General features: G+C 62.0%; 10 protein-coding genes. All 10 read right to left on the reverse strand.

The genetic code is table 11. The features are described 5' to 3' along the window. Positions 1-2: 2 nt before the first annotated feature. The 10 genes from tssM to ACRAWE_RS04590 all read right to left on the reverse strand — a co-directional run bounded on the left by tssM (position 3) and on the right by ACRAWE_RS04590 (position 12724). On the reverse strand, positions 3-3638 hold the full coding sequence (gene tssM / locus ACRAWE_RS04545) for a type VI secretion system membrane subunit TssM (protein WP_063918559.1): 3636 nt from the start codon (positions 3636-3638) through the stop codon (positions 3-5). Further along, positions 3638-4858, reverse strand: a complete 1221-nt coding sequence (locus ACRAWE_RS04550) for a DotU family type VI secretion system protein (protein ID WP_025159843.1) — start codon at positions 4856-4858, stop codon at positions 3638-3640. The genes tssM and ACRAWE_RS04550 overlap by 1 nt, the downstream gene beginning before the upstream one ends. 3 nt (positions 4859-4861) lie before the next feature. Continuing rightward, positions 4862-6208: a type VI secretion system baseplate subunit TssK gene (tssK, locus tag ACRAWE_RS04555; RefSeq protein WP_025159842.1), complete on the reverse strand. Its 1347-nt coding sequence runs from the start codon at positions 6206-6208 to the stop codon at positions 4862-4864. Between the two features lie 40 nt (positions 6209-6248). Next, positions 6249-6779 (reverse strand): type VI secretion system lipoprotein TssJ, encoded by a 531-nt coding sequence (gene tssJ / locus ACRAWE_RS04560; protein WP_063918557.1) that lies wholly within the window; start codon positions 6777-6779, stop codon positions 6249-6251. A gap of 29 nt (positions 6780-6808) precedes the next feature. After that, positions 6809-7309, reverse strand: a complete 501-nt coding sequence (tagV, locus tag ACRAWE_RS04565) for a type VI secretion system accessory protein TagV (RefSeq protein WP_019452982.1) — start codon at positions 7307-7309, stop codon at positions 6809-6811. Positions 7310-7357: 48 nt separating this feature from the next. Next, entirely contained in the window at positions 7358-7750 is a 393-nt protein-coding gene (locus ACRAWE_RS04570) for a DUF4150 domain-containing protein (RefSeq protein WP_004934933.1), read from the reverse strand. Between the two features lie 17 nt (positions 7751-7767). Beyond that, entirely contained in the window at positions 7768-8403 is a 636-nt protein-coding gene (locus tag ACRAWE_RS04575; protein ID WP_432524997.1) for a DUF3540 domain-containing protein, read from the reverse strand. A 30-nt stretch (positions 8404-8433) separates the two neighbouring features. Beyond that, the gene (locus ACRAWE_RS04580) at positions 8434-9501 is read right to left on the reverse strand and encodes a pentapeptide repeat-containing protein (RefSeq protein ID WP_432524999.1); all 1068 of its coding nucleotides are present in this window, start codon (positions 9499-9501) and stop codon (positions 8434-8436) included. Beyond that, the gene (locus ACRAWE_RS04585; RefSeq protein ID WP_432525001.1) at positions 9498-12050 is read right to left on the reverse strand and encodes a DUF2169 domain-containing protein; all 2553 of its coding nucleotides are present in this window, start codon (positions 12048-12050) and stop codon (positions 9498-9500) included. The genes ACRAWE_RS04580 and ACRAWE_RS04585 overlap by 4 nt, the downstream gene beginning before the upstream one ends. Before the next feature lie 173 nt (positions 12051-12223). Beyond that, complete coding sequence (locus ACRAWE_RS04590) at positions 12224-12724, reverse strand: hypothetical protein (RefSeq protein ID WP_154746400.1); 501 nt, start codon at positions 12722-12724, stop codon at positions 12224-12226. Between the last annotated feature and the right edge of the window lie 408 nt (positions 12725-13132).

Here is a 13132-nt window from a genome sequence, read left to right on the forward strand (position 1 = left end):
GGCTACGGGCACGAGAAGGCCGGCAGTTGGAACGGATTGCGGATGCTGTTGGGCGTGAACTCCAGCGTGACGCGATGGCCGTCGAGATTGAAGGTTGCCTGACGGCCGAGGCCGGCGGTACCCGAAGATTGCGCCATATCCACCAAACGGTTGAGCGCCCACGGCCCGCTGGTCACCAGACTGGCAGTGGTGCCGTTGGCCAGCGCCAGCTGCAGATGCACCTGATTGGTATTGCGGGTGCCCGGCCAGCTGACCACCAGCGGCACCTGTGGGCCGTGGCTGTATTTGAACAGCTGCCCGTCGATATCCAGCGTCAGGTTGAGGATGTCGTTATCCATCCGCACCGGCCGCACGGTGACGCGGTAAGAGGGCGTAGCGGTGCCGTTGGCGAAGAACGCGTCGCGGATGCGCTGCGCCTGCTGGAACGACCGCAGGATGCCTTCGCCGCCGGGCAGTGTCTTGCCGTCCACGCCGGGCGTGAAACGCCAGTTGGCGCGGGTGGTGTCGACCTTGCCCTGCAGATTGTCGCGGAAGAAGCTGTCCATCAGCCCGCTGTTCGGCGCGAACATGCGCGCCAGGTCGTCCGGCGTCACTTCCTGGCGCGCCCGGGCCACCAACGGATAACGCCCGGCGATCGCCTGGCGGCAGAAGCTGCCGACTTCGAAGCTGATGCGCTTTTTCACGTTCTCCATCTCTTTGCGCTGAGTGTCGCTGCTGGCGCCGATGGCCAGCGACAGCAGCATCTGCTTGAACGGCACCGGCAAGCGGCCGGACTCGGCCTGCAGGCGCGGGATGATGTCGCTCGGCGGCGCCGACATGCCGCTGTTGGCCGCGCCCTGAACCGCCGTCAGGTAACTGTACAGCTCATCGACCTGTTTCAGCACGCTGTCGAAAGGGATCGCCTTGTTGCCTTCGCCCTGGCTTTGCGCCAGTTCGAGCAACGGCGCGAAGTGCGCCATCACCAGCTGTTCCGGCTGGGCGGAGACGTCGCCGTCGGCGTTGGCCGGCCGGTTGGTGAACAGCGCTTCCAGCGTGCGGTTGGCGTTTTGGTTCAGCTTGTCTTCGGTTTTGGCCAGCAGCGAGCGGGAATCGGCGTCGTTTTTCTCGTCGTGCAGGGTGACGTTTTTGCTGACGTTGACCAGCAGGTTGCGCATCGGCGACGGGTTGCCGGACAGCAGACGCGCGCTGCTGATGCGCTGAGTCAGGTTGCCGATGTTGGCCAACTGGATATCCCCCAACAGCTCATCCCAGGCGCTGATGAAGTCCTGCATGTACAGCTGGCGGATGGTTTTGGTCAGATCGGCGCTTTTCTGCTCCGGCGTCTGGCTGTTCAACACCCAGACGTCTTCTTTGCGCAGGGTGTCGGTCACCGGATCGATGTTGTCGTTGAACGCCTTCCAATACCCTTGTGAGGTGAACAGACCCGGTACGCCGTCAGTCACCGGTTTGCCGCTTTTGCGGCTGAACGCCAGTTCGGTCTGCGGGCCGGCCAAATCGACCAGGCTGACCGGTTTGATGTCGGTCTGTTTCAGCAACAGGCGCTTGAGGCGGCCATAGACGCGCTGCGACAGCGGCGCCCGATTGAGCGCGGCCTGCGCCTGCGCCACCAGCTGTTCGTCTTTGGCGTAAGGCGAGGCCTGGATCTGCGTGTCCAGCAGCTGGCTCAGATGCCATTCGATCTGCTGCAGCTGTTTTTGGGTGCTGCCCTGCGGCAGGTTGCGCTGCAGGTTGAGCATCACCCAGGCGCGCAGGAACTTGCCGTCGTAGTGCTTCGGCAGATACAGCATCTGGTAGGCCTTCAGCGCTTCGTAGCTGAAGTCCGCGTCGCCGTGGTTGTCGTTGCGCAGCGTGGTGGCGATCTGTTGTGCTACCTGCGGCAGCAGCAGTTCTTTCAGCGCTTTTTGGTACAGCGCATTGCCGGCGTCGCCGACCTGATCGCCGCGGTACAATCCCATGCGGTAGGTGAACGGCGGATCGTCCAGCGCAAAGTTTTGGCTCTCCGGCAGGTGCTGCAGACTGTTGAGGAACGGCAGCAGTGAGAACATGTCGCCGTTGCCCAATTGCGTCAGGCTTTGCCCCTGGCGCTCGACGCCGGGCACCTTGGCGGCCACTTCCGCCAGATAGGCTTTGTTGTTGCCGTAGCTGGTGAACCAGAACATCGCCAGCACCGCCAGGATCACCGCCAGCGCGATGTAACCCGCCCAGTGCAGGGCGCGATTGCGGTATTCCCACCAGCGGTTGCTGCCCGCCAGCCCGGATTCCTGGAAGACTACCGATTCCAGCGTCTCTTTCAGGAAGAAGCTCTGGCCTTTGGCCGCCGGGATCGGCGCCTCGTGGCCCACGCTGTCCCAGGCCACGTTGGCCTGTGCCCCTGAGTTTGCCGTCGGCAGCTGCAGATAGCGGTTCAGTTCGCCCATTACCCGGTCGAACGGCAGGCCTTCCTGGGTGCCGCTGGTGAAATAGATGCCGCGCGGGGTAAAGCGGGTTTCAAAACTGGAGGTGGCGAACACCTGTTCCAGATATTGGCCGAGCAGCGGGCGCAGCGCGGCGAATTCCTGCGGGAACAGGTAGCTTTCGGCGCGCTGGCGCGCGTCGTGTTCCATCAGCAGCGTATCCGGCAGCGCCGCGTCCAGCCGCTGTTGCAGCAGGGCGTATTGCTGTTCGAAGGCGGCGTTCAGATTGAAGTCCGGCTGCCGCGAGCGCTCGTAAGGGAAGGTGAACCCCCAGATCTGGTCGCGCTGCGCTTTGTCGAAGCTGCCGAAATAGGACATAAAGCCGTTGAGCAGGTCGGTTTTGGTGACCAGCACATAGACCGGGAAGTGAATGCCCAGCTGCTCGTGCAGTTCGATCAGGCGCTTACGCAGCGCGCTGGCCTGCGCGGCGCGCGCTTCGGCGCTGTCGCTCAGCAGATCGGCGACGCTGATGGTCACCATCACGCCGTTGATCGGCTGGCGGGTGCGGTATTTTTTCAGCAGCGCGACGAAGCTTTGCCATTCGCCGGCGTCTTCTTCACGCTGGCTTTCCTGCGTGGTGTAGCGGCCGGCGGTATCGAGCAGCACCGCGTCGTTGGTAAACCACCAGTCGCAGTTTCGGGTCCCGCCCACGCCGCGCAGCGCGGATTTGCCGAAGCGGTCGGCCAGCGGGAAGTGCAGGCCGGAGTTGACCAGCGCGGTGGTCTTGCCGGCGCCGGGCGCGCCGATGATCACATACCACGGCAGCTGGTACAGGTATTGGCGGCTGAAGCGGGTCATCCAGCGATGTTTGCCGTCGCCCTGGCCCGGTGCGAAACGTGCCTTTTTCAGCAGCTGCGCCGCTTCGTCGAAACGCTGCGCCAGCTGTTCGTCCTGTTTGATCTCGGGCTTGCCGTCTTCCGCCGGCGCCGCTTCGGCGGCGCGCAGGTTGCTCAGCAGGCGGCTGTTGAACCAGGCGCTGTAAAGGCGTGGGATCAGGCGGCACAGGAACCAGATCAGGTAGATAACGCCGATGGCGATCTGGCGGTTGAGTTCCGGTTCCAGCGGGCGATAGTCACCGATGGCCACCAGCGGGCCGATCATCCAGATGATGAACGCCAGCGCGGTGATGCCGACAAAGCCCCACAGCAGGCGGCTGGTGATGATGGAGAATAACGTACTGAGCATTACTTTCCGGTTCCTTGCGGCAAGCCGTTGATTTCCGCCTGGGTGTTTTCCGGGGCGACCAACAGCGTAATTTCTACCCGGCGGTTCAACGCGCGGTTCACTTTGTTATCGTTCGGCGCAACGGGGTTGCTTTCGCCGCGGCCCTCGGCCTTGACCCGCTGCGGGTTGGCGAGGCGCTTTTGCAAGCGGGCGCTGACCGCTTCGGCGCGCGCCAGCGACAGTTCCCAGTTGGAGGCGAAGCGGGCGCTGCGGATCGGCACGTTGTCGCTGTAGCCGGTGACCAGGATCTTGCCGCTGACGCCGTTCATGGCGGCGGCGATACGGTCGATGACCGGAATATAGTTGGCGCGCACCGTGGTGGCGGCGGAGTCGAACAACCCGTCGCCTTTCAGGATCACCACGCTTTGCTGCGCTTCGTCGCGCACCACCACCAGCCCTTCGGCGATCTCTTTACGCAGGAAACTTTTCAGGCTCAGCGTCGGCGGCGCGGCCGGCGCCGGGTTGCCGATCGCCACCTGCGGCAGATTGGTTTGGTAGATCGCCGCCAGCACCGGGCTGGTGTTGTCGCCCAGCCGCCAGTTGAGGGCGATAAACAGCAGCGAAGCCAGGAAACCGGTCAGCGCCACGCAGGCCCACAGCGGCACCAGCGGGCGCCACCGTTTCTGCTGCACCGGCAGATCCAAGGCATGAGGCGACAGCGGCGGAGCGTAGCCGCCGCGCACCGACCGAATCAGCTGCAGCAAGCGCTGCTTCATGGTCTCCAACTGCGAACGGCCGTTTTCCATTACCCGGTAGCGGCCTTCAAAACCCAGCAGCAGGCAATAATTGATCAGCTCCAGCAGGTTGATGTGCTCACGCGGGCTCTGCGACAGCTTGGCCAGCAGCTGGAAGAACTTCTCGCCGCCCCAGGTTTCGTTATGGAAGGTCACCAGCAACCCGCTGCCGGACCATACGCTGTTGCTGCCCCAAGGCGTCAGCGCCGCCGCTTCATCCAGCGCGGTGCACAGGCAATAACGCGCACCGATGATCACCTCGTACGGCAGATTGGCGCGTTGGCCGCGGATCTCGAAGCGGCGCACTTCGTCGATCAGCTGTTGGCGCAGCTGCGCCGGGTTGGCGTGCGTGGCCGACTGGCGGATCTGCGAAATGGCGTTCAGCAGCGGGTTGGCGGCGTCCACCAGCGGATTGGCCGCCGACGCCATGCTATTTTCCTGAGTCATAGATTACCGGTCCGTATGGCTGCGAATCGCCCAAAATTCCATGTCCAGCCCCGGGAATTCGCCGGCCAGGTGCAGAGCGAAGGCGCTGGATTTTTCCATCTGTTTCCACAGGTCGCCGCCTTTTTCCAGCTCGAAGTAGGTGTAGCCGGCGTGATAGGGGATCTGACGCGGCGCGGCGGGCATGGTGCGCAAACCGATGCCCGGCAGCTGCAGCTGGACCAGATCGCGGATGCGCGTGACCGGGGCGATCTTCATCTGCGCCGGGAAGTGGGTCAGCAACACCTCGGCGGCCACGTCGGCGCGCACCGCCAGCACGAAGCCGAAATCGCGCATCATTTTGGCGTCCTGCACGGTGGCGACGTTCAGCCCGTGGGAGCGCTCGACCAGCGTCAGCTGAATGGCGTTGTCTTCCAGCACCACCGACAGCCCCTGACGCAACAACAGCATCAGCTTGCCGAAGCACAGCGCCAGGTTGTCGTGGTCATACACCGGCAGGCGGCCTTCCGGAGTGCGCTGCGCCGAGAAGCTGGCGAGTTCGGTGGCGAACTGCAGCCAATCGGCGAACAGACGCTCCGGGTGCAGATGGTCGAGGTGGTAGGCGTGGCTCACCTGGCCGAGATGACGGTTGATCAGCTGCAGCAGCATGAAATCCACCATTTCGGAACTGCCGCCGCGGCCCGGTTGCAACAGGCGTTGGCTCATCTGCTGGCTGCGCTGTTGCAGCAGGCCCTGCAGATCGTTGATGAAGGTCTTCAATACCGGGTTGCCCTGGCAGTTCAGCATGGGTGGGATCTGCGCGGTATCGAGACGCAGGCTGTTGTCGCCGCGTTTTTCCAGCACGCGGGTGACGCCGAGCGCCGTCCATTCGGCATTGAGCTCGCTCTCCAGCATCAGCCGCAGGCGCAGACGGCCGAACTGCAGCGCCGCGCTGCCCACGGACACGGCATTGAGATCGTCGACCTCGTTCTCGTAAGCCAGATAGCGCGCCAGCGCTTCGGGGCTTTCCTGAAAGATCACGTCTTCACGCCCCGCGCGGTAGGTCGGCAGGGCCAGCACCACGTTTTCGCCGGTCTGGTTTTCGGCGATGGTCAGCGGCGCGGGCGCCTGCTGGGCGCCGGAGAAGCGGAACGGCGTGCCGTCCGGCATGATGCCGCTGGCGGCGTTGAGCGCGATCTTGCCCTGGCGCAGCAGCGTTTGGTCCAGATCCAGGGTGAGGAATCCCCAGAAACAGCCGCTGTGGGCCTGGCCCCAGTTGCGCATATAGCCTTCGAGATAGTTTTCCGCCTGCTGGAAATGGTGAGGGCGTAAAAACATTCCCTCGGTCCAGACAACCTTATGAGCATCTTTCATCATCACACCTATAGTGACTTCGCTTCCGCGCAGCGGTGGGTCAGTCGGTCTTTTTTACGGGGCGCAGGCCATTCACGCCCGCGACGATATGCGCTTCCAGCTCATCTGGCGAGAATTGCCATACCTTGTAGAAATTGGTTTCGGTGGGTTCCGGCAGCGGCAGCGAAATGCGCCAGCTCTTGCCGTCCAGATTTTGATATTCGGCGATCACGCCGAGGTAACGTGCGTCCAATGTGCTTTGCCCGCTGAGCTTTTTGCCGGTCTGGCCAGGCGTCAGGAAGAACTGATCGCTGTCCAGCAGGCTGTTGCCGAGCACGCTTTTGGCGTCGTTTTGCAGACTGAAAAAGTCGGCATCCATGAATTCCGCATCCGAACGCAGCAGCAGCACGCGAATTTTAATCGGCGCCGGTTGCGCGCCGGCGGCGGCGTTGACCTGGCGGTCAGCGTCGAAGATCAGGCTGTAGCGCGACGGCACGCTTTTGGCGGAAGACATGCAACCGCCGAGCGCCAGCGCGCCCAGCAGCAGAAACAGCATCCCGCACCAGCGGGAAGCGATAGGGGTCGTCATCATGGGAATCTCGTCGCCCGCAGGCGTGCTGACTACTGGAGGATCCAGGTGGCTGAGCCGGCGTTTTTACACGCCTTGCTGTCGCCGCCGACTTTGACGCAGTCCTGTTTGGCAGCTCGCGCGCGGCGCGGCAGATCTTTGCGCAGTGTCGACTTGTAGCGCGCTTCCGGCACGCCGGCGTTGGCCTGGATATAGCCCACCAGATCGCCACCGCGGATGGCGGAGATCGCCAGCCAGTTGTTTTCCACTTCGCCCAGCGCATAGAACGCGGCGGCGTTGTCCAGGCTGCCGACGGCGGTACCGGTATAATTCGGGCTGCTCATGATGCTGGCGGCGTACAGGCTGCGGTACTCCTCACCGATCGGCTTGAACTGTTTCGGCGCGCTCACCGCGGCGCGGTGCTGCAGCGTGACGCCATTGACTTCACTGCTGACGATGGCGTCGTTATTGAGCGCCGGCGGCGGCGGTGGAGGGGTGGAACAACCGGCAAGCGTCAGGGCGGTCAGCAGCGTCAGGGTAATCCGTGTTTTCACAATATCCTCATTTTCTTGATTGAATGGCTGTGTAATAGGGCGCCGTCATCAGGGCGCAAGCAGCAACACTTTTAATTGGCTCGGCACGATGCGCATGCCGAGCGCATTGGTGGAATTCTGCAGGCTGAGGCTGGTCAGCCGAGTGGCCGGGGTGCCTTTAAGCAGCACGGTAAAGGCGCCGGTCAGGTGGCGGGATGGCCCCATCACCGTACCGGAAGCCACGCCGGTGGCCACGCCGGGGTTGTCGCCGTTGGTCAGCGGCGTCACCGTCGCCATGTTGTGCGCCGGAGTGCCGACGAACAGAATATTGAAGGCGTTCGGAATGGCGGTCGGCGCCAGGGCGATATCCGGGTAGGGCACGGGCACCGGCGCCGGGCTTGGCGTCAGGCAGACGTCGGGAAACGCCAGGTCTACGCCGATCATTTGGCTGTTGGCAAACATAGAAGGCCTCCGCAAGGTTATCCGACGTGGATTTGTTCCGAATCCAGCTTGGTGATGTCTTTCGAGGTAATCAGCGTGTTGCGGGCATGAATGCGGGCGTAATCTTCAGCCTGATAATCCAGCTGCCCGGCGCGCACATGCTCGGTCTGGCGCACTTTGCGAAACAGCGAGTGGCTGATCTGGCTGACCGAATGCCACAGCGACTCGCAGCGTTTGCCGACCAGGCGGCTGATGCTGACGAAGGCCGACAGCTCTTCGCCGCTGTATTTCATTTTGTCGACGTGGCAATCGCCGCTGTTGGCCTGCAGCGTCATGGCGTCGCCACGCAGTTGCAGCGCCTGCGCGCTGTGCAGCAACAGCGAGCCGCTCGGCGTTTCGATCTGCAGGTCGCCTTCGACGCAAAGCCGCGCCGCGCTTTGCGGCTCCGCGCGCTCGAGGACGGCGATCGCCCACAGCTGGTGGCCGCAGCCGGCGACCAGCACGTTATCGCCGAGGGCCGGCGTCAGCAGGCAGCTCGCCGCCCGGCGGCAATGCCAGCCGCGGCCTTCACATTCCACCACCAGGCTGCCGTCCGGCAGCAGATTGACGATCTGGCCGGCGGCCTGCCGGGGCGGCGCGATGTTGACGGCGCGAGTAGAGTTGGCAACGCTCATGGTGATCCCCTCGTGAAGTGGTCAATACGGTCAAATGCGGCTCTGGCGCTGCGCGCTCCAGGTTTCGGCGGCGTACAGTTCGTCGTCGCGCTCGAGAATGCCGCTGCGATCGCCCCAGCGCGTTTGCTGCTGGTGGGCGCGGTGCATGCGGGTGCGCATAAAGCGCGCACGTCGGAAATCGGCGGCGCCGATGTCGGCATAACAGAAATCGGCGTAGGTCAGGTCGCTGTCGCTGAAGTCGCAGCGCGCCGCGCGGCTATGCTGGAACACGCACTGATACAGGCGCGCCTGGCTGAAGTTGGCGGCGTCCAGCGTCGCTTCGCTGAAAATTGCCTGATCGAACTGCCCGCTGCGGCAGTGAGCCTGGGTCAGGTTGGCCTCCAGCCACAGCGATTGCTGCGCCTGCACGCCCGTCAGGGTGGCGCGCCGCAGCGAAGCGCCCTTGAAGTTGCTCTGGCGCAGCGTCGCCTGACTGAAGTCGACGTCGTCCAATTGGTTATCGGTAAACTGGCAGGCGATCAGGCGCTGCCCGGCGTAACTTTTGCCGCGATGGTCGCATTCGAAAAACGTGACGCGGTCGAAATCTGCACCTTCAAACCCTGTTTCACAGAGATTTAGTCTAAAGAAAGTGACAAGAGAGAGCCGCGCATGCTCCAAACTCGCGCCATTGAGCGGGCTTTCGTAAAAGGTGGTGCGATCGTGCTGAGTGGCGGAAAAATTCGCGCCGGCCAATTGGCATGACATCCAGTGGCTTTGGCTGAGCGACAGCCGGCTAAAGTCGCCCTGTTCAAGCCGGCAATCGTTGAACATCGTCAGCTCGATATGGCTCTCGCCGAAGCGGCTGGCCGACATGGCGCACTGATTGAAGGCGGTTTGTTTCAGGTCCGCTCGCGCAAACTGAGCATGGTCGAGCCGGCAATCGCTGAACACGCTGTCGCGCAGATCGCAATCGGAGAAGTTCGCACCGCTCAGGTCCAACTGGTTAAACATACCGCCGGCCAAATCCATACCGGCGAATGACAGACCGTGCAAATCCTCACCGGCAATCAGCTCGCCGCGTTTCACGCGCTGGCGTATCTGCTCAGACTTTGAGGTCATACTTCCTTCCCGTTGTGGCGAGGCAATGTTTTCACCCTGGCGGTATAGGCACCGTCGAGCCGGGTCGCCTGATCCACTTGCGACTGCGACAAATCGGCTCGAAACAGATTGGTGCCCTGCAGGTCGGCGCCTGACAGCAGGCATTTCTGCAGGATCGCCGCAATGAAATTGGCGTCGCGCAGGGTGGCCTGGGACAGATCGCTGCGGATGAACAGGCTGCCGCTGCCGTTGGCCTGGCGAAAATCGGCCTCGTTCAATCGGGTTTCCGACAGGTCGCAATTATTGAGGCGCGCACGGCTGAAATTAGCCCGTTGCAATGGCATCTGGCGTAAATTGCACTGGGTCAGCGTCGCATCGCTGAAATCCGCCTGCGGCAACAGTGTTTTTGCTGCGAAGGCGCAGGCGGTGAGGCGTGCGGCGCGGAAGCTGAGGCTTTGCGTCTCGGTGTCAACCCAGGCGCAGTTTTCCAGCCGTGCCTGACTGAAGTTCACCGCCAGCAGCCGGCATTTGACGAAGCTGACTTTGTCGAGCCGGGCGTGGCTGAATGTCAACTGCTCCAGCTGCAGTTCCATCAGCGTGATGTTGGCCAGCGTGGCGCGGCTGAAATCACACTGCCCGAGCAAGGTTTCATACCCCAGCAAATCGCGTAATGACGCCATCGTGAAGTCGCAGCGTTGAAACAAGGTTTGCTGAATGTGGGTTTCGTGCAGCTGCGCGCCGCCGAAATCCGTCGCATCGCATTTCGCCAGGGCCAGGGAGGCGTGGCTCAGATTGGCCTGTTGCAAGACGGCGCCGCTGAGATCGGCGCGCGCCAGCATCGCCTCGCGAAGATCGCAGCCCACCAGCCGGGTTTGGCGCAGATTGGCGTTTTCCAGCAGTGCGCCGCGCAAGTTAGCCTGGCAGAGGTCCATGCCGGACAGATCGGCGCCGGTTAGATCAAGACCGCTGAGATCTTTATCGCGCAGCATGGCGGCAACGACGCGTTGGCGAATGATCTGCGCCAGATCGCCGCTTAAACGCAGCGCCGGGCTTTGCGCCTGTGCCGACATTAAATACATCTGGTGCAGCGCACGCTCGCTTTCCCCCAACTGCTTGTCGCTAAATGCGTCGGGATAGTGACGCCCCTGCTGAAACAGCAGATCGCGCTGATGCTGGTAGCTTTCCACACCGGATGGCGGCATGTGCTCTCCGCTAGGGTTGAGCGGGTCGATACCGTTATCTTGTGCCTGTTTGAGCATGTCCTGATACTGCGCTTCGGCCTGGCTTTCCAGTCGCTCGACGAATTCGGCGAGTTGGTCCAGCGTCGGCGGTGCCTCTTGCGATGGCAGCGGGAACAGTTCATCGATGTCCTGGCCCTCACGCAGCAGGCGCTGGCGGTGATCTTCGCGTTGGTGGTGCTCGTAGGCGGCGATATTTTGCGCTGTCGGGCTTTGCTGCGTCGGTGTTTCGGTATCCAGCCAGGCGCCGATGCAGGTTTCCGGCAGCAACTCCTGCTCACGAAAAGCGCGCAGGGCTCCCTGTTCTTTATCCAGCCGCTGGGCCAACACCTGCCGATAATGCTCGGTGGCGCGGGGCTCTCCTTCTATTTCCAATGCCGGCATCAGTTGCATTACGTCGGCGGCATCGTCTTCATTGATGCGCGCGCTGCCCTGATAGATCAGCAGCATCTGCTCCCGATGGGGGAAGAACCAGACGGTGGTATGGCGCATGGCAATCTCTTCGAAATGCGCTTCGCTGGCGCGCAGCCGGTTGATGAAGCAGCGTGCGCGCCACGGCGGCAAGTGCCCTTGCTGCACCGGCTCTGACGGGTGCATGTTCCATATCCGGTAGGCGGCCTGGGGAGGCAAGCTGTCGCGTTGAGGAAACTGCTGATCGCTGTCCGCCATGTTGAACAGGCGCCAGTCGATGTCGTTGGCGAAACCGGGAAAACCGTTTTTCAACCAGTCGGCGTCGTAGTTTTTTCCGATGCGGGAGAAGCGGCGCGGCCAGGTGATATCCAGCGCATCAAAGCTTGCCGGTAGCGCGCTTTGCCGGGGAGAGGTAAGGCGCCCCTGCAGTGGTTCGACATTCGGCAGGCGATGGATACGGCCTTGCGGACATGTTTCTGGAGTGGCGCCGATGCCGTGCGGATTATCGGCGAACTGGGTGCCGCCGTAAGCCCGGCGCCAGTCCAGACGCATTTCTGCAAAAGGGAGGGGAGTGGAGGGACGATCGTTGGTCCAGTGGCGATCGCCGAAAACCACCAACGTTTTTTCCAGCGAATCCAGCTGGATCTTCACGGCGCAGGCGGTTTTGTCTTGTTGATGATGGGTGTAGGCGTTGCCGGTGGCGAGAAACTCCGCACAGGCTTTCGGGATGGCTAAATCGAGCACGCCGCCGCTCAAGGTGAGCTCTTCGGCGGCCAGTTGCCACAGCTCCGGCTCGGGGCGCAGGCGCGGGGAGGCCCCCATGTCGGCCAAGGCCAAAACGGAAACGCCAAGATGATTTTGCCCTTGCCAAGAGAAGGGGCGATGAAGTGCGCTGAGGCGCAGAGGTTTCACGACTTTCATTGTGTGTGTAAAGCTTCCTGTGGATATCAGCCGGCAGCCAGGCTGCTTGCTCAAAAACAATCCGTTTTTCGGTTTAATAGATATCAGGCTATGTCACAACAGATGAAGAAAACGAGGCGGCGTTCAGAACCGATCGTTAATGCGCGGAGAGAGCCCCGCTTCGAAATGGATGATCAAGAGGACAGCGCGTTGTCCTTGCCGCTGATTCCGCGAGCCAGCAACACGGCGGCCACGGATAACGCCGCGGCGATCGCCTTGGCGATAGCCTGGCCGGCGCTCTCCAGATGGTAAGGTGCAAAAAAGCCGATGTCGGCGGTGCCCAGAATCAACAGCGCGGTGAGCGCTGCAAAACAGCCCAGCTCTATGGCCAACGCCAGCCTGCCGGGTGTCGCCGTAACCAGACAACTCATCAAAAAACCGGGCAGAATCAGGAATCCGATCAGCTCTGCGGGGGCATTCACCGCCGACATCACTTGCTGGTTGTATTTCAGGAGCGCCAGCATCAGTGCGACAAAGATCAGCAGCCGCACAGGTAACGCCGCTGCTCGGCCGGCCGACAAAAAGGTTTTGCCGATCGCGGTGAGCAAGACGCAGCCAACCAGGATACCAAAGAGGGTAAACAGGATTTGTCCCCAGAGGCTGTCCTGCGTCGAAAAGGCAATAAACTCGCCCATCGTGACACTTCCTTATGCAAGGTGATTTAGCGAACTGATAGACGACAAGTCGTTTTCAGAACGTAGAGACCAGATCGCGTTGTTTGACCGTTTTTTTTGCTCAAAGCCGCGAGCGCTCTTCGGGCACCGCTTTTTTGGGGAGCTTCGGATCGTACTTTATCGCGGTGAAATGCCCGGTTGTCAGAGCTGAGCTGCTCGACGTCGAACTCGACCGCCGGCCAGTTTTTCCGCACCGAAAAGGCTGCTGAACAACGGCTGGTGGGCGGACAAAGGCGTATGCGCATTGATAAGGCGATTCATACTATCCCCGGGTTTAGGCATAGCTACCGCACGAGAGTGAACGCGCGATCCCGATGGCGTATCTGTCACGAATTGAGACAGGGGCTGACGAAAGATTTAACAAAGTTT

The sequence above is a fragment of the Serratia sp. BFP-2025 genome (genome assembly GCF_050880365.1).
GTDB lineage: Bacteria > Pseudomonadota > Gammaproteobacteria > Enterobacterales > Enterobacteriaceae > Serratia > Serratia surfactantfaciens.

Excerpts from the sequence above, each read along its gene's own strand:
- tssM (WP_063918559.1), bottom strand. The coding sequence starts at position 3,638 with ATGCTCAGTACGTTATTCTCCATCATCACCAGCCGCCTGCTGTGGGGC.
- ACRAWE_RS04550 (WP_025159843.1), bottom strand. The coding sequence starts at position 4,858 with ATGACTCAGGAAAATAGCATGGCGTCGGCGGCCAATCCGCTGGTGGAC.
- tssK (WP_025159842.1), bottom strand. The coding sequence starts at position 6,208 with ATGAAAGATGCTCATAAGGTTGTCTGGACCGAGGGAATGTTTTTACGC.
- tssJ (WP_063918557.1), bottom strand. The coding sequence starts at position 6,779 with ATGATGACGACCCCTATCGCTTCCCGCTGGTGCGGGATGCTGTTTCTG.
- ACRAWE_RS04570 (WP_004934933.1), bottom strand. The coding sequence starts at position 7,750 with ATGTTTGCCAACAGCCAAATGATCGGCGTAGACCTGGCGTTTCCCGAC.
- ACRAWE_RS04575 (WP_432524997.1), bottom strand. The coding sequence starts at position 8,403 with ATGAGCGTTGCCAACTCTACTCGCGCCGTCAACATCGCGCCGCCCCGG.
- ACRAWE_RS04580 (WP_432524999.1), bottom strand. The coding sequence starts at position 9,501 with ATGACCTCAAAGTCTGAGCAGATACGCCAGCGCGTGAAACGCGGCGAG.
- ACRAWE_RS04585 (WP_432525001.1), bottom strand. The coding sequence starts at position 12,050 with ATGAAAGTCGTGAAACCTCTGCGCCTCAGCGCACTTCATCGCCCCTTC.
- ACRAWE_RS04590 (WP_154746400.1), bottom strand. The coding sequence starts at position 12,724 with ATGGGCGAGTTTATTGCCTTTTCGACGCAGGACAGCCTCTGGGGACAA.